Origin of the sequence: Streptococcus mitis, from assembly GCF_003942965.1 — a bacterium.
Taxonomy (GTDB): Bacteria; Bacillota; Bacilli; order Lactobacillales; family Streptococcaceae; genus Streptococcus; species Streptococcus mitis_BH.
This window is the reverse complement of record NZ_RJOG01000011.1, coordinates 1-20,335: the sequence shown is the minus strand read 5'-3', so window position 1 is coordinate 20,335 and position 20,335 is coordinate 1. Positions and strand designations below refer to the sequence as shown.

Here is a 20,335-nt window from a genome sequence, read left to right as displayed (position 1 = left end):
AAAATGACCACAAATGAACTAGAAAATCAGCCGATTTCTAATTCACCTGTGATCATGCCTAATATTACTTAGTAACACTCACCTTGTATTAACTTGTGATTTAAGTATAGCACAAGTAAGTTATTTTGTAAACCTTTACATACAACTTTTTTTAAAATCATATTCTTAAACTAGGAGGGCTTTATTACACGCGTTCTTTCCATGAAGTCGCTGTTGTTTGAAGAACTTTGTTGAGTTCGTCAATGTTTTCAAAACCAGTTGTGCGAAGCCATTCGCGAGCTGCTGATTCACCATCTTTGATGTAAGCTTCAACTGATCCAGCCCATGTAGCACGGCCACAAAGAACTCCGTTAAAGTTTGCACCTGATTCATGAGCAAATACAAGAGTATCTTGGAAGAGTTTAGCTGATACACCAGCACTCAAGTAGATGTATGGCAAGTTAGTTGCTTCATCTTGAGCTTTGAAGAAGGCTGCTGCTTCTTCACGTGTATAAACCACTTCACCTTCAGCGAAGCCTTCAACATATTTAATGTTAACAGGAACTTCTACTTTCAAGACATCAATGTTAAAGCGTGGGTCTGAGAAGACTTTCATAGCACCAATAACTTTGTGTGGTTTTACTTTCGCGTATTCTACAGAACCAGCGTCAGCAATTTTTTCATCGTAAGCAAGGATTTCAAGGAAGAATGGGATATCTTCAGCCACACACTCAGAACCGATACGTTCGATGTAAGCTTGTTTTTCTTGGTTGAGTTCGTCTGAGCTATCTACGTCATAGTAAAGCAAGAATTTAACTGCATCTGCACCTTCTTCTTTGATACGTTTTGCAGACCAAACATCCAAGCAGTCTGGCAAGCGTTTTGTGCTTGTTGTGTCATAACCTGTTTTTTCATAAGCAAGGAGAAGACCAGCTTTTTCATCAAGAGCTTTAGTTGCTGGAAGTCCATACTCAGGGTCAAGAAGCATAGATGAAGCGTATTTAGTCAATTCATCTGCTACCAAGACTTTAAGTTCTTCCATTTGAGCTACAGTTGGTTCTTCTGTTTGGTGTTGAGCCATGAGGCGTTTCAAAGCACCACGTTGGTCAAATGCAAGAGCTGAGATGATACCATTTTCATCAGAAAGTTTTTCTAAGCGTGCACGTTTTTGTTCTGTTAAAGCCATTTTATACCTCTTTTACTATTAATTGATCATATAGAGCTTGATAGTTGGCCATGTTGACATGACCAGTCATTTTTTCTTGAGCATTGAGCATACCAAGGACATTTGCCTTGATGAGTAATTCTGCATCTGATTCTTTGTGAAGAAGTCCTGAAGAAATTCCTGCTACAGTAGAGTCTCCAGATCCAACAGGATTTACTACCTGAATTCTAGGAATATCTACCTTGTAGAAAGTATTTCCATGTTTGGCAAAGGCACCGTTGGCACCAAGTGAAACGATAATCCATTCAATCCCTGCAAACAAAGGTTCTTGAAGTACTTCTTTTAATTCATGCAAATCCTCAGAAACTTCTCTTCCAAGAAGCTGAGATAATTCCTCATTATTTGGTTTGATGACTGTTGGTTTATATGGTGATTCAAGAACCGCCTGAAGAGCCGCACCAGAGCAGTCCAAGACAACAGGCTTGCCAGCTTGATTAGCAAGTTCTACCAAGCTCGCATAGTAATCAACTGGAAGACCAGCTGGCAGACTACCCGATATGGCTACTACTTCAACTGATTCCAAGAGTTTTTTGAAATGTTTCAAAAAGTCTTGACCTTCTTGTTCCAATACTTCAGGACCTTTTTCAAGAACTTCTGTTTGGTTATCTCCATGGAGAATAGCGATACAGTTCCGAGTTTCTCCCTGAATTGAGAAGAAATCTTTCTTTACTTGATCATCGATATTTTCAACCAAAAACTCACCAAGTTTACCACCCACTAAACCAGTAGCAAGAACAGAATCTCCAAATTCTGAAAGTACTCGGGTAACATTGAGTCCCTTACCACCAGCCGTTTTAGTTACATCCACCACACGATTGACAGTATCAATCTTCAACTCATCCAAGGGATAGGAAATATCAATGGATGGGTTCATTGTGACTGTTAAAATCATAGGTCACCTCTTAATCGTGGTATTCTCCGCGATCCCATTTTTCAAGGAATTCAGTGAAGAAGTTTGCGTCTGTTTGTTGAGCATTGTGACTTTCAACGTGTTCAATTTTCGCAATCAATTTCTTGTTTTCTTCAGATGGTTTGTATTCAGCATGAATGAAAGCTTCGATGATATCACACATAAGCAATTCACCAGTAATCTTACCACCAAAACCGATAACGTTGGCGTTCAATTGTTCTTTAGCATAAAGCGCTGTTGTCATATCACGAACCAAGGCAGAACGGACACCTGGAACTTTGTTGACAGCGTTGTTGATACCAACACCAGTACCACAGATACATACTCCAAGATCAGCTTGACCGCTAGTTACAGCTTCCCCTACTTTTTTACCAAAGATTGGGTAGTGAGTACGTGTATGGTCATATGTACCAAAGTCAATGACTTCATATCCTTTTGATTTCAAAAATTCTGAAACCGCCATTTTTTCATCTGTTACGATGTGGTCACATCCAATTGCAATTCTCATTTTTAACTTACCTTTCTTACTGTAATCTAATTAGCACATTTTGTTCAACATGTCGACACGAATTTGGTGACGTCCACCATCGTATTTACCGTTAACAAATCCTTTAGCGATGTTTTTAGCCAATTCATCACCAACAAGTTGTGCACCCATAGTGATCATACGTGAGTTGTTGTGGCCACGAGTCATATAAGCTGAACGTTCGTCAGATACTTCTGCAGCAACCATTCCTTTGATCTTAGTTGCAACCATAAATGGACCAGCCCCATAAGCATCAATCACGATACCAAGGTTTTGTTCTTCTTTGTTTACTTCTGCAGCAACAGCAAGAGTCACATCAACAAAGTCTTGACCTTCAGCTGTAACATCCACAACGTGGAAGTTTTCTTTTTCCAAGAAGTCTTTCACAACTTCTTTCAATCTCAAACCCGCAGCATCTGCACCGATAACAATAGACATATTGTATACTCCTTTTTATTTTTCTAGGCTAGTAAAACCTTTTATATTTAGCAGTTTACCTACAAAAAGTTTTCTAGCAGTTTATTGACAAATTGAATTGAACGAGATGAATGACACCTTATTCAAGTTTAGGAAACCAGTTCCCTAGAAATAATCTTTCTCTACGAAAGAGAATATAACAAGTGATTGTTTGTTTGTGGCAAACATCATTTGTTGCTTACAAACATAATATACTCCTATTTCNNAAAAAAGTCAACANTTAATGTTTGTTTTTGTGTTTTTTTAANTANAAAATTTCGATATCAAAACCAATTTGATCCACTTGACNAGGTTCTAGGAGNCGAACATTCTTCTTATCTTCTAGATGATCTCCTTCTTCAAGGGATGTTGACAAGCCNGACCAGGGTTCAAAAGCAATGAAAGGACCCTTATTCAAAGTTGACCAGATAATGAGATTTGGAAACTCTGCAAAGTGCACTTTCAATCCCTTATCATGTTTACGAGAACGAAGGGCAATTGTTCTAGATTGCAATTCATCTAAGGTGACTGCATCAGTGCTGAAAAGATCATAGCTGAGGTCTAATTCTTTTTGACCTTCTAGCCATGGACTTCTATCATGGAAATCCAACATACCTGTTTCTGGGAAAGGACGTGGAACAGAGCAAGTCTCTTCTTTCTCAAACTCTAGATAATAATCTTCATAGACTTCATCATCCAGTAAGGGACAATTAAAGCCTGGATGTCCACCAATAAAGTAAGGCAGGACCTTGCTAGTTTCTTTATTGAAAATCTTGTATTGAGTCCGTACTGTCTTTCCAGTAAGGATATAAGTGATTTCTAGGCGAAAATGATAAGGATAGTTCTGATAGCTATTCTCATCGTCTTCAATTGCAAAAGTTACACTCTTATCTGTCTGTTCAACTAATTCAAATTCTTTCTTGCGGACCAGACCATGACGAGGAATCTTTCCTTTGCTTTCTTGTCCCTTCTCATCTATATAAAGTGCTGTATCCTCTCTCAATGAACCACAAATGGGAAAGAGAACAGGAGCTTGTCCACTCCAATAAGTAGCATCCCCTTGCCACAAATACTCAAGTCCCTCAGCATCTTTTATAGAAGAAAGAGTCCCACCAAAACTGTTAAATTGAACTCTTAATTGTTCTGATTTTAATTCAATTACCATTATTTTCTCCGATTTCTTGATAGTTTATAAAAAACTAGGCTGTCACTCCTAATGGTATGACAACCTAGTTTCAACAATTTACATTTTATAGGAGCGCATTATTTTGCTTTTGCTGCGTACTCTTCGTTACGTTTGATCATTTGTTTTCTGTACCATGCAAAGATACCGATATAGAATACAAGGAAGACTACAGCACCAAGGATTGCTTTGATATCACCTGTTGTAGTGTTACCAATTGTCCAACCAAGAAGTTTTTCGATTGGTCCTTCAAGAGTTGAGTGAGTGATCAATTGAGTTTCGCTCACACCTGCTGGGAAGGCACCTACACCTTTAGCAAGTTCTGTTGCAAATGGTGCAATAAGTGTACCTGAAAGAAGGAAGAGTGGCAACAAGAGTGTTCCGAAGATAATCATACGGAGCAATTTACCACGAGTTACAACCAAGAGAGCTGGAGTAACACCCATAGCGATGATACCTGCAAGTGGCAAGATACCATTTCCGACTTTTGAAAGAAGCACAGCTTCAATCAACATGATTGGTGCAAGTACGTTAGCACAAGCCCAGATTTCAGCACGACCAGCGATGAATGGCCAGTCAAGACCGATGTTGAATTTACGTCCTTGAAGACGTTTAGTAGCAACGTTTGTAATACCTTGTGAAAGTGGTTCTACGGCAGCGATGAACCATGAACCGATAAGTGAGAAGAGTTCCAAAGATACACCGGCAGTCAAACCAAGAGACAACCATCCTCTGATAACAAGACGCCATTTATCTGCATCTGCAACCCCTTCAATTGGATGTGGAGTTCCCATAATACCGATAACAATACCAAGAATGAAACCGATAAAGAATTTAGATCCCCAGAAACCGATTTTTTTGTTCAATTTAGCAGCATCAAAGTCATATTTATCAAGACCTGGGAAGAATTTTTCAAAAATCTTATCCAAAACCATGATAACTGGGTTCATCATGTAGTTCATGTGAGTTGATGTCATTGGTGATGAACTTGGAGCGTTAAGAAGGTCATCAAATGTAGGTTTCATCAAGTCAGAGTTGATAATTTTCAACACACCAACAAGAACGATAGCTGCTGTAGCAATAAAGAGTGAAACTCCTTGGCTCACACCATTGTTGTCTGCATACCATTTAATCAAAAGACCTGTGATAGACAAGTGCCAGATATCGAAGATATCGACATCAAGTGTATCAGTTTTCTTCATAGCAAGCATTACTACGTTGACAATCAGCATGATAAGCAAGAAGTAAAGTGTCCAAGCAGATCCCCAAGTGATTGTTGCAAGTGGTGCCCAACCAACGTCAGTGATACTCAATTGGATACCAGTGTTTTCAACGAATTTTGCAAGTGATGCTGAGAAAGCACCATTTAGCATACCTATGATAGCACCGATACCTGTAAGAGCGATGGCAAGTTTGATACCACCTTCAAGCGCTTTGGAGAATTTAACTCCAAAAAGTAAAGCCAATACTGTCAAAATGATTAACATGATGACAGGTCCACCCATATCTAAGATAGGTGTGAAAAATTCTTTGATTAGGCCAAAGATTGCATCCATAACAGTTCCTCCCTTTTTATGTTATATGAATGTTAACAAATTTGAATTAGCTTAATCCGTGTTCTTTGATAGCTGCTTCAATATTGTCAAATACTGGAGCACTCATTGCTGGGATACGGAATAAGATTGGTCCAGCTTCAATAACTGGAATACCTGGGTCAAAACCGAGGTCTGTCGCAGCAATTGGTGTGAAGATGTCATAACCTTTGATAAGATCTTCGTTAACGTCTTTTACCATAACTGCATCACAATGAACATCGAAACCGCGGTTTGAAAGTTCTTCTTCAAGAGCACTTTTAATTTGGTGGCTTGAGTTAACACCTGCACCGCAGGCAGCAAGAATTTTAATCATATGGATTTCCTCCGATTTAATATTTTTAATAGACAAGATTATGCAGTTGCTTCAGCGATATAAGCATAGAGGGCTTCAGGATCAGAAATTTTTGATAGGTCTTCAAGATGACCATTTCCAGTAAAGAAGTCCATCAACTGAGCAAGAATGTTCGTTTGACTTGAACTTGAGTTATTAATGATAAAGAAGAGCAAGGATACCTCTACTTCCTTATCTGGCGCAATCATATTGTGGAAAGTCACTGGTTTCTCTAATCGAACGACCACAACTTTTTCGGCTAGATTATGAACAATATCTGTGTGAGGAATAGCCACATTCGGCAAATCCTTACCCAAAAATTCCATATCTAAGCCAGTTGGAAATGACTTTTCACGCGTAATCAAGGCTTCACGATAAGTTGGAGTTACGATTTCTCGTTCTTCCAATAAAGTTGCAACCTGATCAAAGAGATGTTCTTGATTATCCGCTTCTAAGCAAAACACAAGGTTTTTGTCAAAGAAATGATCTAATCCCATAAGGTTTTCCCTTCTTTCCATTAACTTTATGCTATAAGTATAACACTATATGAAATCGTTGTCAATATTTTTCTGTTGTTTTTTGTCTCTTTTTTTATATTTTTGTTGTTTTTGTAGCTTGTTGTATAAAAACAAACATATAAACAAACACTTCAAACAATTTTTCTGTTCTAGAAACTAAAAAAGCAGACCATCTAAGCCTGCTTTACTATTGATTCTTATATAAATTTCCTATGAATAAGGAAATGCAATTAAACAACTTATTCTTCATCCATGCTCAAAACGCTTAGAAAGGCTTCTTGTGGAACTTCTACTGATCCAATAGCTTTCATGCGTTTCTTACCAGCTTTTTGTTTTTCAAGCAGTTTACGCTTACGAGAAACGTCACCACCATAACATTTAGCAAGTACGTTCTTACGAAGGGCCTTGATATCAGTACGAGCGACAATCTTGTGTCCAATAGCTGCTTGGATTGGTACTTCAAATTGTTGACGAGGGATGATTTTCTTAAGTTTATCAACGATGAGTTTTCCACGTTCGTAGGCAAAATCCTTGTGAACGATAAAGCTAAGGGCATCCACCTTGTCTCCATTGAGAAGGATATCCATTTTGACCAGCTTAGACGGACGATACTCTGACAATTCGTAGTCAAAGCTTGCATAACCACGAGTTGAAGACTTAAGCTTATCAAAGAAGTCAAAGACGATCTCCGCAAGAGGAATTTGATAGATAACATTGACACGGTTATCATCAATATAGTCCATCGTCACAAAATCACCACGCTTGCGCTGAGCTAATTCCATCACTGCTCCGACAAACTCCTGTGGTACCATGATTTGCGCCTTAACATAAGGCTCTTCAATGGTCGCAATCTTGGTAGGATCTGGGAACTCAGATGGGTTAGACACATCCATAGACTCACCGTCGGTCAAATTAACTTTGTAAATAACAGACGGAGCTGTCATGATGAGGTCGATGTTAAACTCACGTTCCAAACGTTCTTGGATAACATCCATATGGAGAAGACCAAGAAAACCACAACGGAAACCAAATCCAAGTGCCTGAGATGTTTCTGGTTCAAATTGGAGACTAGCATCATTCAGTTGCAATTTTTCAAGCGCTTCACGTAGGTCATTGTACTTGTTTGACTCGATAGGATAGAGACCAGCAAAGACCATAGGATTCATCTGCTTGTAGCCATGTAATGGCTCTGCTGCAGGATTGGTTGCCAAGGTAACGGTATCACCCACACGAGTATCCTGAACAGTCTTGATAGAAGCTGCAATATAACCAACGTCCCCAGTCGCAAGGAAATCACGACCAACTGCCTTGGGTGTAAAGATACCGACTTCCGTAACATCAAAGGTCTTGCCATTGCTCATGAGCTGAATCTTATCACCAGGTTTGACCACCCCATCCATGACACGCACTTGAAGAATAACCCCACGGTAGGCATCGTAAACAGAGTCGAAAATCAAGGCCTTAAGTGGCGCCATCACATCACCCGTTGGTGCTGGTACTTTTTCTACGATTTGCTCGAGGATTTCTTCGATACCAATACCAGCTTTAGCTGATGCTAAGACTGCTTCGCTGGCATCTAAACCAATGACATCTTCAATCTCTGTACGCACTCGCTCTGGATCTGCTGCTGGCAGGTCAATTTTATTAATGACTGGCATGATTTCCAAATCATTGTCCAAGGCCAGATAAACGTTGGCAAGGGTTTGAGCCTCAATCCCTTGAGCAGCATCAACTACCAAAATCGCTCCTTCACAGGCAGCGAGTGAACGTGAAACTTCATAGGTAAAGTCTACGTGCCCCGGTGTGTCTATCAAGTGGAAAATATAAGTTTCCCCATCTTTTGCCGTGTAATTCAACTCGATGGCATTCAACTTAATGGTAATCCCGCGTTCACGCTCTAGATCCATGCTATCCAGAAGTTGGGCTTGCATTTCACGACTAGAAACCGTCTCCGTCTTTTCCAAAATGCGGTCTGCTAGAGTCGACTTTCCATGGTCAATATGGGCGATAATAGAGAAGTTCCGGATCTTCTCCTGTCGTTTTTTCAATTCTTCTAAGTTCATGATTCTCTTCCTTTCAGGGTATCTATTTATTATAAATTGTTTTTGACATTTTGACAAGACCATACCCTGCTAGGAGTACTAATCTTCAGCGACAAAGCCGTCATTTTCGATAAAGTGGTGTTCTGTCATTCCTTGATCTGTAAAGACAATCCCATGAAGGACACCACCATAAACAGCTCCTCCATCCATTCCAATCTTGCCATCTTCTGTAGTCCAAAGCTCAGCAGTACCACGCTCTTGCTTTAACAAACCATAAACCGGTGTATGGCCAAAGATAATGATTTTTCCAGTATGATTTTCGGCTTCATGGAATGGTTTTCTAAGCCAGACTTTTTTATAATCTGTGGTTTCATGCCAGTCATCTAAGGTTAAATCAATGCCTGCGTGAACAAAGATATACTTGTCTGTCTCTACCACAAACGGCATTTGACGAATAAATTCGACCAAATCTGCCGCTTCAGTAGCAACACGCTTGGCATCCCCAACTCCATCAACTGGTGCATTCAAGGGACGACCTAGGATAGAGTTAATGGTTGTATCTCCACCATTACGGCGATAGTGATCATAGCTTTCTTCTGGATCATCGAGCCATGTCAAAAACATATACTCGTGGTTTCCTGATAAACAGATAGCCCCTTGATTGTCCACTAAGTCCTTAACCATTTCAAGAACACGGCGACTATCCTCACCGCGGTCAATCAAGTCTCCTAGAAAGAGCAACTGGGTCTGACCATCCCATGTTTTGAGAAGGTCTTCCAGCATCCCAGCTTTTCCGTGAACATCTCCAATTACATAATAGTCTGTCATCTTATTTCTCCCTGTTTCTCAACAATTCCCTAGCTTGCGTCAGGGCTGCTTCCGTCACATCATCACCTGCCAACATTTTAGCAACTTCCTCAACTCGCTCTTCAACCGTCAAGAGACGAACAGTCGAAACTGTTGAATGGTCATTACTAATCTTCTCAATAAAGAATTGATAATCCGCAATCGCAATCACTTGTGGCAAATGGGAAATAGCCAGAACCTGACCATGCTGACCAATCTTGTGAATCTTCTGCGCGATAGCCTGAGCTACACGACCTGAAACTCCCGTATCAACTTCATCAAAGACAATGCTAGTCTTGCCTTCTTTACGTGAAAAGGCAGACTTAATGGCGAGCATGAGACGAGATAATTCTCCGCCAGACGCAACCTTGACCAAGGGTTTAAAGTCTTCACCAGGGTTGGTTGAAATATAAAACTCAACCATTTCATTTCCCTCACGGCTGAATTTGCCCTTGCTAAAACGAACTTGAAACTGGGCTTTTTCCATATAAAGGTCTTGAAGCTCTTGTTTAATCTCTGCTTCGAGCTGCTGTGCCAAGTCATGACGAGCAGATGCAAGCTGACCTGCCAAGTCAACAAGGTTGACTTCCAATTCCTTAAGCTCTGCTTCCATGTCTTCAGATGAAAGGTTATTTCCTGTCAAGAGATTGTATTCTTCCGTAATCTTGGCAAAATAAAGCAAGACATCATCTACAGTTCCACCATACTTACGGGTAATGGTATGAAGGAGGTCCAAACGATTCTCAACCTGCATGAGACGATTGCCGTCAAAATCAAGGTCCTCAATAATAGCTTCCAGACGCTTGCTAATATCTTCTAAGATATAGTAGGTCTCAGACAGAGAGATTGAAATTTCACGGTATTCAGGGTCATACTCTTCGACACTTTCCATGTCATTCATGGCTGAACGAACATTGGCCAGACTTGAAAAATCTTCATTGTCCAACATACTATAGGCATTGGTCAACGTATCCGCAATATTTTTATGGTTAAGGAGCTTCTCTCGCTCTTGGTTTAGAGCCAGGTCTTCACCAGCCTGCAAGTTTGCAGCCTCAATCTCTGCCATTTGAAATTCCAACATTTCGATACGTGCCTTATGTTCTTGTTGGTTTTTCTTGACTTCCAGAACCTGCTTGCGCATTTTACGGTAGGCATCAAAACTCATTTGATAGGTTTCTTTTAAGTCCCAAAAATCTGCATCACCGAATTCATCCAACATCTGGATATGCAGTTGTGGACGCATTAACTCTTCTTGGTCATGCTGACCATGTATATCCACCAGATGTTGCCCAATAGCACGCAAAACAGACAGATTGACCATCTGGCCATTCACACGGCTGATACTCCGACCATTTTGCAAGATTTCCCGACGGATGATAATTTCATCCCCCAATTCCAAACCTTGCTCATCAAAAATTTCCTGTAAAAGGCGACTATTCTCAACTGAGAAAAGCCCCTCAATCTCTGCCTTTGGCGCACCATGACGAATAACATCTGTCGTAGCACGAGCTCCCAACATCATATTCATAGCATCAATGATAATCGACTTCCCTGCACCCGTTTCACCAGTCAAGACAGTCATTCCCTTTTCAAAATTGAGGGAAATAGCCTCAATAATGGCAAAGTTTTTTATCGAAATTTCAAGTAACATATAGACCTACCAATTTTTTACTTGTTCAAAGATTTCCTCAGCTAGATTTTCACTTCTGGCAATGACTAAAATCGAGCTATCATCAGCTAAACAGCTAAAAATCTTATCCGCAAACGTCTCGGTTAACTGAGCTTTTACAAAGGCTGTATTTCCTGGGATAACTTGGAGATTGATCATCTTATCCATCAATTGAGCCGATTCGATATTGTCTTCAGCCAGTTGCAAACTTTTCACGATTGATTTTGGCAATTCATAGACATAGGTATTATCTCTCAAAGGAATTTTGACAATACCTAATTCTTTGATATCTCGGGATACCGTTGCCTGAGTGGCAGTAATTCCTGCATCTTTCAAATGTTCTACGATTTCTTCTTGTGTACCGATTTGATAATCTGTCACAAATCGTCTAATTTTTTCAAGTCTCTCTTTTTTATTCATTTTTAAATTGACTATGCGCCCTCTCTACTACTTCTTCAATATCAGCAAGAACCTGATTGCTTGCTGACTCTTCTTTTTTCAAATACGCTAAAAACTCAATATTTCCATGTCCACCTTGGATGGGAGAAAAGTCCAAACCAAGGACTGAAAAGCCTTCCTCTACTGCCATGGTTGTGACAGATTCAAGGACATTTTGGTGAACCTTGGCATCTCGAATAATACCATTTTTCCCAATCTGCTCACGTCCTGCCTCAAACTGGGGCTTAACCAAAGCCACGACCTGACCTTGTTCAGCCAAGACACGATGCAAGGCCGGAAGAATCAGACTGAGGGAAATAAAACTCACGTCAATACTGGCAAAGATCGGTTCCTGCTCGAAATCAGTCTTTTCAGCATAGCGGAAATTGAACTGCTCCATGCTAACCACCCGTGGGTCTTGGCGTAATTTCCAAGCCAACTGGTTGGTACCAACATCGACTGCAAAGACCAACTCAGCACCATTCTGTAGCATAACATCGGTAAAACCTCCAGTAGAGGCCCCGATATCAATCGTTGTTGCCCCTTCTACTGACAAATCAAAGACCTGCAAGGCCTTTTCCAGTTTCAAGCCACCACGGCTGACATACTTGAGTTTCTCCCCCTTGAGTTTTAGCTCGGTGTCATCTGGGATTTTCTCTCCTGGCTTGTCAAACCGTTCTCCATTAAGGACTGCTACGACTAGGCCAGCCATTACACCACGCTTGGCCTGCTCTCGTGTCTCAAACAAACCCTGTTTATAAGCTAGTACATCCACTCTTTCCTTAGCCATTGATTCTCAAACTTTCTACTACTTTTACAATCGATTCTATTTCAAAGGGAACCTGCTGGGCAATTTCTTCTAATTTGGCATTAGCTTGATCCAGAGTTTGGTTACAAAAGGCAATAGCTTCTTCCAAGCCCAACAAAGCAGGGTAGGTTGATTTTTCAGCCTGTAAATCCTTTTGTGGTGTCTTGCCAATTTCTTCAAAACTAGCTGTCACATCTAACACATCATCTCGAACTTGAAAAGCAAGTCCAATCAATTCCCCAACAGTTTTCAGTTTTGCCTGAATTTCAGGTGCCAATTCGGCTATGGTAGCAGCCGCTTGGAAGGGATAAGCTAGTAGTCTTCCAGTCTTATTGGCATGAATGGTCTGGAGTTCTTCCAAAGTCAGAATTTGGTGTTCACCCTCCATGTCCAAAACCTGCCCTGCCACCATACCCAGACTACCTGAAGCAAGAGATAAGTTGGCAATCAAGTCCACCTTGATCTGACTTGGCAAATCTGCCTGCGCTATCAAAGCATAAGGATCTAGGAATAAAGCATCTCCAGCCAAAATTGCCATAGCCTCACCAAATTTCTTATGATTGGTCAAACGTCCCCGACGGTAATCATCATCATCCATAGCTGGAAGATCATCATGAATCAAGCTCCCTGTATGAATCATTTCCAAGGCCGCAGCCACCTGCGCATGAGCAGGTTTGATGGCAATATGCAAGGCTTCCAAAACTTCTAACAAGAGAAAAGGCCGAATACGCTTGCCACCAGCATGAATGGAATAGAGAACAGACTCTCGCAAACTAGAGGCAAACTGCTGGTCTCCATAAAAGTCTTCCAAAGCCGACTCAACAAGAGCTAATTTTTCTTGCTTATTCATTCAAAATCACTTTCTGTTCCGTCTTCTTGCATAACCTTGACCAAGGTCTTTTCAGCCTTGTCCAGCGTCGCTTGGAGTTCTTTTGACAAGACCATACCCTTTTGAAAGGCAGCAATAGCATCTTCCAGAGCAATTTCACCATTTTCCAAACTTTGGACAATGGTCTCCAGTTCTGCTAGATTTTCCTCAAATTTCTTTTGTTTTGACATCTTTAACCTCTAATTCTACTCGACCATCTCGCATCAAAAGCGTCACTTGGTCCTTTTTCTTCAAACTCTCAACCGAATCTACAACGGACTCTTCTTTTTTGACAATAGCATAACCACGCGCCACGATTCGACTGGTATCCAACATGAGCAAGGCTTCCGAAAGTCGTTTGACCTCAGCAACCTTGACATCATAAACCAGCGCCATTTGGCTACGTAAGAGCTTGTCCAACTGGCCTAGACGGTCTTGATAACGTTGGATTTTGGTAACAGGTGATAATTGGATTAGTTGATGGGTCCTTGCTTGTATTAGCTGTTTGTTATCAGAAATCCGTGTTCGCAAACTTTGTTTTAAACGCAGTTGCAGTTGGTCCAAGCGTTGCATATAGCCATCATACAAACGCTCTGGCTGTCTAAAGATGACAGACTGACTGCATTTTTTCAAAGATTCTTGTTTCTTAGATAGGACATTTCGGACTGCTGTTGCCATCCGTTTCTCCTGATTTTGCAAATGAGCTAATAGATCCAACTTGGTCACAGGTGTTGCCAGTTCAGCTGCAGCTGTTGGTGTTGCAGCACGTTTATCTGCCACAAAATCTGCCAAGGTCACATCCGTCTCATGCCCCACACTAGAAATGATTGGCAAACGAGATTCAAAAATAGCTCGTACCACAATTTCTTCGTTAAAGGCCCAGAGATCCTCGATGGAACCACCACCACGACCAATAATGAGCAAGTCCAAATCGTCACGTTCATTAGCACGCGAAATATTTCGAGCAATTTCCTCCGCAGCCCCTTCACCTTGAACCTTGGTCGGATAGAGAAGAATGTCCACACCTGGGAATCGCCTGCTGACGGTCGTGATAATATCTCTAATCACAGCTCCACTGCGACTGGTTACTACACCAATTCTCTTAGAAAATTGAGGAAGAGGTTGCTTGAAGCGTTCTTGAAACAGACCTTCTTCTGTCAATTTTTTCTTGAGTTGTTCAAACTGAATCGCAAGCGCACCAACTCCATCAGGCTCTGCCTTTTCAATGATGATGGAGTAGCTACCACTCGGCTCATAAACCTGCACGCGACCAATTACATTGATCTTCATTCCTTCTTCCAGGTCAAAGCCTAATTTCTGATAAATCCCAGACCAGATGGTCGCTTGAATAACTGCATGATCATCTTTTAGGGAGAAATATTGGTGAGTAGGTCGTTTACGAAAGTTGGAAACTTGACCAGTTAAATAGACCCGTTCCAAGTAAGGGTCTTTATCGAATTTCATTTTCAGATACTTGGTCAAAGTTGTTACCGATAAATACTTTTCCATCTCCACCTACTATTCATTTTCTTGCTCTTTCATGGGTATTATTATACCAAAAATATGCCTAAAAATCTCCATTTATGTACCATTATGAGGGAAAAATAGAAAAAGGAGGCAAAGCCTCCACATCTGATTATTTGCTATTTCGAGCTTCTTCCAAAATCTTTTCAATCTTGGTCGTCAACAGGTCGATAGCCACTGTATTGCTGACTCCCTCAGGAATGACGATATCGGCATAACGCTTGGTTGGCTCGATAAACTGATGGTACATGGGCTTGACCACACCTAAATACTGGTCAATAACGCTATCAAGGCTACGGCCACGCTCTTCCATATCACGCTTGATCCGACGAATAATGCGCACATCATCGTCTGTATCCACAAAAATCTTGATATCCATCAAATCGCGCAGGCGCTTGTCCTCCAAGACCAAAATCCCCTCAACGATAAAGACATCTTGAGGCTCCTGACGATAGGTCTTGCTACTGCGTGTATGCTCTGTATAGTCATAAGTCGGGATGTCCACCGGACGCCCTGCCAACAATTCCTTAATCTGCTCAATCATCAAGTCTGTATCAAAGGCAAAAGGATGGTCGTAGTTAGTTTTGACACGCTCTTCAAAGGTCAAATGAGACTGATCCTTGTAGTATGAATCATGCTCAATCATGGAAATCTTTTCATCAGGGAAATGCGATAAAATGGCTCTTGAAACACTGGTCTTACCTCCACCAGAACCACCTGTCACTCCGATAATGATTGGTCTATTTTGCATGCTATCCTCCGTTTTTTTATCCGTGGTCTATTCTATCACATTTTTTGCAAAATTTATAGTCTGATTTGGATGGTCTAGTGGAAACAATTCCATCCCCACACTCCAGTTAGACTAGCTAAAAACCTTCCTTGGCTTGTAGAGATTGTCCCGTTTTTCTAGAATGGCTAGCAATTTATCATCTTCAAAGGCAGCTAATTCTTGTTCTGTTTGTTCGAGCTCTATAAAACGACCAAAGCGTACTTCTGTAGCCTCTTCTTGAGTTAGGAAAACTTTGACAAGGTCGCCTGTCCCAATCTCTAAAGGATGGAGAAAGTCCAGTTGACCAGCCTCTACTTTTTCAGCAATTTCTTCCAAGGTAAGAGCATCTTCTAGCTGTAAACCAGCTGCACTAGTTCGAGTCAGATGAGACATATGGGCCGCATAACCAAGCTTCTCTCCCAAATCAACCGATAGGGTACGAATATAGGTTCCCTTGCTACATTTCACACGAAAAGTAAAGCGTGCAAGATAACCCTCATAAGAAATCGGACTTGTCCGCTCAAATTGATAAATAGTCACCTGTCGTTCTGGACGCTCTACTTCTTGACCTGCACGCGCATACTCATAGAGTTTGCGACCATTAACCTTAACAGCTGAATACATAGGCGGAATCTGAGTAATAGGCCCAGTCAAGCTAGCAATCGCTTCATCGATAAGCTTTTCATCCAGGGGCGACAGAACGGGTGTATCAGCGACCACTTCCCCACTAACATCCTCTGTCGTCGTTGAATAGCCCAGAGTGATTTCCCCCTCATAGACCTTGCCCTCGTCCTGCATAAACTCGACCATGCGTGTCGCCTTGCCAACTGCAATGGGCAAAACACCCACCACATCCGGATCCAAGGTCCCACCATGACCAATCTTCTTGGTTCCCAAAATCTTACGCAGTTTAAAAACCGCATCATGCGAGGTCATCCCCGCTTCTTTTTTTAAGTTGATAATACCGTTCATTTTTGCTTTCTCACTCCCCCTTCAATGCTTCAAATTTCGCTTTCATAGTTGGATTTTTTCGGGTCAATTTTTTGACGGAGACATCTTCCAGTTTGTTGTTTGCAAGACGAAGTTGGTTTTCAGATGTGGTTAGGAATTTTTTGACCTCTTCCATGCGTTTGATGGCCTTGTCAATTTCATCGATTGCTTTACCAAAGTTGGTCGAAGCTGAATTATAGTTCTTAGCAAAGGCCTGTTTAAAGGCGTCCAAATCTTCCTCAAAATGTGTAATATCGATATTTTGCTCCCGAACTAAAGCCAACTCTTGCTTGTATTTCAAAGAATTAAGCGCAGCATTTCGCAAGAGACCAATCAACTGGATAAAGAATTGAGGACGAACCACATACATCTTTTCATACTCGTGGCTGACATCAACAATCCCTGTATTAAAGTAGTCATTATCTGCCTCTAACATAGTAACCAAAACCGCATATTCACAGTTCTTTTCACGACGATCCTTGTCCAATTCCTTGTAAAAATCCGCATTCTTGTGCTTCTTCTCAGTCCCATCCGCTTCGTTTTTCATCTCAAACATGATAGAAATGATTTCCACTCCATTTTCATCACACTCACGGAAGATAAAGTCCCCCTTAGACCCACGCGCAGAGATCTTGTTATCCTTCTCAAAATAAGCATTTGGAAAGGCGAAACTACGGACCTTGTTAAACTCACTTTCCGCATACTGTTCTAGGCTTTCCCCAATCGCTTTTGTAGATTGTTGAGCCTTGAAATTCTTGTAAAATTCGACTTGTTCACTTGCTGCCTTGAGCTGGGCTTCGTAGTTTTGCTTAACAGAAGCAAGAGAAAGCTCGTTTTCCTTTTCTTGCAGTAGGAGCTGATTTTTGACCTGGTCTCGTTCTTTTTCTAGGTCAGAAAGGGTCTTTTGCAGTTGATTTTCATGCTCTAAACGCAAGGTCGCCAATTGGTTTTCCAAGGCCTGTACTTCCTTGTCCTTAGCCAATAAGGCCTGATGGCTTATCTGTTCAACCTCTTTCTTGGCCAATTCTTTTTCTGTATCAAAGTTTTGGATTTGACTCTGCAATTGAGCAATTTCTTGGTCTTTTTGAGCTAGTTTAGACTGTTGTTCATTCATGACCTTTTGCTCAGCCAAGGCCAGTTCCTGCTTCATCCGATCGTGCAATTCCTTATCAAACTCTGCTGTTCTCACTTGGGACAAAAGTTCGGCATACTGACTTTCATTTACTGTAAAGACTTCCCCACAGTTGGGGCATTTGATTTCGTTCATATCGTTCCTCTTTCTAGACTTCTGTAACCATTATATCATGCCTAAGGGAAAATCAAAAACAGCGAGTCGAAACCCACTGTTTATCTTCTTTTCCTTTAAATTTTTTCCAAGGCCAAGCGCAAATCTTCAATCAAATCATCTACATTTTCAAGTCCGATAGACAAACGGATTTGGTTTGGTGTGACACCTGCTGCCTCTAAGTCTTTTTCTGACAATTGACCGTGAGTGGTTGTAGCTGGATGGACAACAAGCGATTTAGCATCTGCTACGTTTGCAAGATCAGAGAAGATTTCCAAATTATCAATTACCTTGCGTGCTTCTGCCTCCCCACCTTTGACATGGAAGGTAAAGATTGAGCCCACACCTTTTGGCAAGTATTTCTCAGCCAAGGCATGATAAGGACTGTCTGCCAATTTTGGATAATTTACCTTTTCTACCTTAGGATGGTTTACAAGAAAATCAACAATTTTCTCAGCATTTTGCACATGGCGTTCCACACGAAGAGAAAGGGTTTCCAGTCCTTGAAGCAAGAGGAAGGCATTAAATGGCGACAAGGCTGCACCTGTATCACGAAGCAATTGAACACGGACAGCGATAATAAAGGCTGCTGCCCCCACATCACGAGTATAGCTCAAATTGTGGTAGCTTGGGTCTTCCTCAACAAATTGAGAGAATTTTCCTGAAGCCGCCCAGTCAAAACGCCCGCTATCGACAATCACTCCACCAATAGTCGTACCATGACCCCCGATAAATTTAGTCGCAGAGTGAATGGCAATATCAACACCGTGAGAAAAGACGTTAATCAAGTAAGGTGTGGCAAAGGTATTGTCAGAAACAAGTGGAATCTGATGCTTATGAGCAATCTCTGCCAATTTTTCCAAGTCAGGAATGTTTATCAAGGGATTCCCTAAGGTTTCAATCAAGACAAGCTTGGTATTGTCATTGATCGCTGCTTCTACTTCCTCCAAATTATCCACATCGACAAAGGTTGTTGTGATACCATAACGAGGAAGGGTTTCTTTCAAGAGATTGAAAGTCCCACCGTAAATAGTTGATGCCGCTACTACATGATCACCTGCATGAGCAAGAGCCAAAATCGTATAAGTCACTGCGGCCATACCTGATGCGGTTGCAAGAGCTCCAACACCACCTTCAAGGGCAGCAATTCTTTCTTCAAAGGCAGCTGTTGTAGGGTTGGTGATACGAGTATAAATGTTCCCTGGTTTTCTCAAGGCAAACAAATCGGCACCTTCCTGCGTGTCATCAAAAACAAAGGATGTTGTTTGATAAATCGGCACTGCACGAGACTTAGTTGCTGGATCAACTACTTGACCAGCATGTAGTTGCAAAGTTTCAAATTTAAAATCACGAGTCATAAAACGACCTCCAAATAGTTTGATTAAGGATATTGTAGCACCTTAAGTTATAGTTTACAAATATCAGTTTTCTATATTTTGATATAAGAAATAGCTATTACTCCATTTCAAAAACGAAAAAAGCACGACTCAATCGTGCTCATTTTCTTAATCTACATAAGTATCTTCATTTTTATTGAGGAAGGCATATGGAAGACCCATCAAGAGACCACCACCAATGAAGTTCCCAATGAAGGTTACACCCCAGTGACGAAGCATATTTCCAACACCAAAGTTAGCAATTGAATCAGCAGCAACACTGAATTTTACAATCGCGAAAGAAGCAAAGTTCGCAGCGATGTGCTCGTTTGTTAAGAATACAAACATATAAATTGCTGATAAAACGAGCCAAAGTTTGGCACCACCATCTTTTACCAAAACAAATGAAAGAATCGCAATATTTACGAAAATATTTGCCAAAATCGCCTCAAGCAAGATTAATTCATTTGAGCGGCCTAACTTCATCTCAACAACCCCTGAGATGAAACTATCGTGAGTCAGATGTGCATAGGCTGCCGAATGAGCAAAGCCCCAACCTGCTATCAAGGCCCCAATAAGGTTGAACAAGGTACAGTAAAGTAAAATTTCAGCTGTTTTTCTCCAAGAGATTTTTTTCAAGAAACTACCAGCAGTCAAGAACATCATGTTTGATGTTACCAACTCGGCATTCAAGAAAACAATGTAGGCCAATCCCCAAGCAAAGACAAATGGGAAGAGGAAGCGTCCACTACCTGGTGCAATTTTATTAATCAAGTCAGCTCCAACTGCACCTGCAGCAGTACTGAAGGTTAAAAATGCACCTGCAAACATCGAACGAATCGCATACTTAAATTTGCTTTGACTATAAAGACTTTCTTTCTTCTTGCAAGCAAATTCAATCTTTGAGATAAATTCTGAAGAAACCATAATAAACTCCTAAACTTTTATTTGTGATAATTATAACATAAACTTTAGAATTAAGGAAACGTTTTCTGTA

The 20,335-nt window shown here is 41.0% G+C and carries 21 protein-coding genes; all 21 read right to left on the bottom strand.

Annotated features, from left to right (window positions below; translation table 11 throughout):
• Positions 1-184: 184 nt before the first annotated feature.
• The 21 genes from lacD to D8837_RS04660 all read right to left on the bottom strand — a co-directional run bounded on the left by lacD (position 185) and on the right by D8837_RS04660 (position 20,265).
• Positions 185-1,165, bottom strand: coding sequence for a tagatose-bisphosphate aldolase (gene lacD / locus D8837_RS04760; protein ID WP_061439149.1), 981 nt, complete (start codon positions 1,163-1,165; stop codon positions 185-187).
• 1 nt (position 1,166) lies between these two features.
• Positions 1,167-2,096 carry a tagatose-6-phosphate kinase gene (locus D8837_RS04755; protein ID WP_125456364.1) on the bottom strand — a complete coding sequence of 310 codons (930 nt, stop codon included), beginning with the start codon at positions 2,094-2,096 and terminating at the stop codon, positions 1,167-1,169.
• Positions 2,097-2,106: 10 nt separating this feature from the next.
• Positions 2,107-2,622, bottom strand: a complete 516-nt coding sequence (gene lacB, locus D8837_RS04750; RefSeq protein ID WP_001216913.1) for a galactose-6-phosphate isomerase subunit LacB — start codon at positions 2,620-2,622, stop codon at positions 2,107-2,109.
• Positions 2,623-2,652: 30 nt separating this feature from the next.
• Complete coding sequence (gene lacA, locus D8837_RS04745; protein WP_000029277.1) at positions 2,653-3,078, bottom strand: galactose-6-phosphate isomerase subunit LacA; 426 nt, start codon at positions 3,076-3,078, stop codon at positions 2,653-2,655.
• Between the two features lie 259 nt (positions 3,079-3,337).
• Positions 3,338-4,261: an aldose 1-epimerase family protein gene (locus D8837_RS04740; protein WP_125456363.1), complete on the bottom strand. Its 924-nt coding sequence runs from the start codon at positions 4,259-4,261 to the stop codon at positions 3,338-3,340.
• A gap of 98 nt (positions 4,262-4,359) precedes the next feature.
• Complete coding sequence (locus D8837_RS04735) at positions 4,360-5,835, bottom strand: PTS galactitol transporter subunit IIC (RefSeq protein WP_125456362.1); 1,476 nt, start codon at positions 5,833-5,835, stop codon at positions 4,360-4,362.
• A gap of 46 nt (positions 5,836-5,881) precedes the next feature.
• Complete coding sequence (locus D8837_RS04730; RefSeq protein WP_000590547.1) at positions 5,882-6,187, bottom strand: PTS sugar transporter subunit IIB; 306 nt, start codon at positions 6,185-6,187, stop codon at positions 5,882-5,884.
• 38 nt (positions 6,188-6,225) lie between these two features.
• On the bottom strand, positions 6,226-6,702 hold the full coding sequence (locus D8837_RS04725) for a PTS sugar transporter subunit IIA (protein ID WP_185755669.1): 477 nt from the start codon (positions 6,700-6,702) through the stop codon (positions 6,226-6,228).
• Between the two features lie 260 nt (positions 6,703-6,962).
• Positions 6,963-8,786: a translation elongation factor 4 gene (lepA, locus tag D8837_RS04720; RefSeq protein WP_125456361.1), complete on the bottom strand. Its 1,824-nt coding sequence runs from the start codon at positions 8,784-8,786 to the stop codon at positions 6,963-6,965.
• Between the two features lie 78 nt (positions 8,787-8,864).
• Positions 8,865-9,593, bottom strand: a complete 729-nt coding sequence (locus D8837_RS04715; RefSeq protein WP_049486887.1) for a metallophosphoesterase family protein — start codon at positions 9,591-9,593, stop codon at positions 8,865-8,867.
• A gap of 1 nt (position 9,594) precedes the next feature.
• On the bottom strand, positions 9,595-11,262 hold the full coding sequence (gene recN, locus D8837_RS04710; protein WP_125456360.1) for a DNA repair protein RecN: 1,668 nt from the start codon (positions 11,260-11,262) through the stop codon (positions 9,595-9,597).
• 6 nt (positions 11,263-11,268) lie between these two features.
• On the bottom strand, positions 11,269-11,700 hold the full coding sequence (locus tag D8837_RS04705) for an arginine repressor (protein WP_125456359.1): 432 nt from the start codon (positions 11,698-11,700) through the stop codon (positions 11,269-11,271).
• Positions 11,693-12,508, bottom strand: a complete 816-nt coding sequence (locus D8837_RS04700; protein WP_125456358.1) for a TlyA family RNA methyltransferase — start codon at positions 12,506-12,508, stop codon at positions 11,693-11,695. The genes D8837_RS04705 and D8837_RS04700 overlap by 8 nt, the downstream gene beginning before the upstream one ends.
• A complete protein-coding gene (locus tag D8837_RS04695; protein ID WP_125456357.1) occupies positions 12,501-13,376 on the bottom strand; it encodes a polyprenyl synthetase family protein in 876 nt (291 codons plus the stop codon). Before D8837_RS04695 ends, D8837_RS04700 begins: the two co-directional genes overlap by 8 nt.
• On the bottom strand, positions 13,373-13,585 hold the full coding sequence (locus D8837_RS04690; RefSeq protein ID WP_000043226.1) for an exodeoxyribonuclease VII small subunit: 213 nt from the start codon (positions 13,583-13,585) through the stop codon (positions 13,373-13,375). Before D8837_RS04690 ends, D8837_RS04695 begins: the two co-directional genes overlap by 4 nt.
• Positions 13,563-14,903, bottom strand: a complete 1,341-nt coding sequence (gene xseA, locus D8837_RS04685) for an exodeoxyribonuclease VII large subunit (protein ID WP_125456356.1) — start codon at positions 14,901-14,903, stop codon at positions 13,563-13,565. Before xseA ends, D8837_RS04690 begins: the two co-directional genes overlap by 23 nt.
• Before the next feature lie 127 nt (positions 14,904-15,030).
• Positions 15,031-15,669, bottom strand: a complete 639-nt coding sequence (gene udk, locus D8837_RS04680; protein WP_001181377.1) for a uridine kinase — start codon at positions 15,667-15,669, stop codon at positions 15,031-15,033.
• Positions 15,670-15,780: 111 nt separating this feature from the next.
• Positions 15,781-16,659 (bottom strand): tRNA pseudouridine(55) synthase TruB, encoded by an 879-nt coding sequence (gene truB / locus D8837_RS04675; RefSeq protein ID WP_084927624.1) that lies wholly within the window; start codon positions 16,657-16,659, stop codon positions 15,781-15,783.
• A 10-nt stretch (positions 16,660-16,669) separates the two neighbouring features.
• Positions 16,670-17,944: a DUF2130 domain-containing protein gene (locus D8837_RS04670; protein WP_125456355.1), complete on the bottom strand. Its 1,275-nt coding sequence runs from the start codon at positions 17,942-17,944 to the stop codon at positions 16,670-16,672.
• A gap of 95 nt (positions 17,945-18,039) precedes the next feature.
• Positions 18,040-19,320 carry an O-acetylhomoserine aminocarboxypropyltransferase/cysteine synthase family protein gene (locus tag D8837_RS04665; RefSeq protein ID WP_125456354.1) on the bottom strand — a complete coding sequence of 427 codons (1,281 nt, stop codon included), beginning with the start codon at positions 19,318-19,320 and terminating at the stop codon, positions 18,040-18,042.
• Positions 19,321-19,467: 147 nt separating this feature from the next.
• Positions 19,468-20,265: a formate/nitrite transporter family protein gene (locus D8837_RS04660; protein WP_000254773.1), complete on the bottom strand. Its 798-nt coding sequence runs from the start codon at positions 20,263-20,265 to the stop codon at positions 19,468-19,470.
• Between the last annotated feature and the right edge of the window lie 70 nt (positions 20,266-20,335).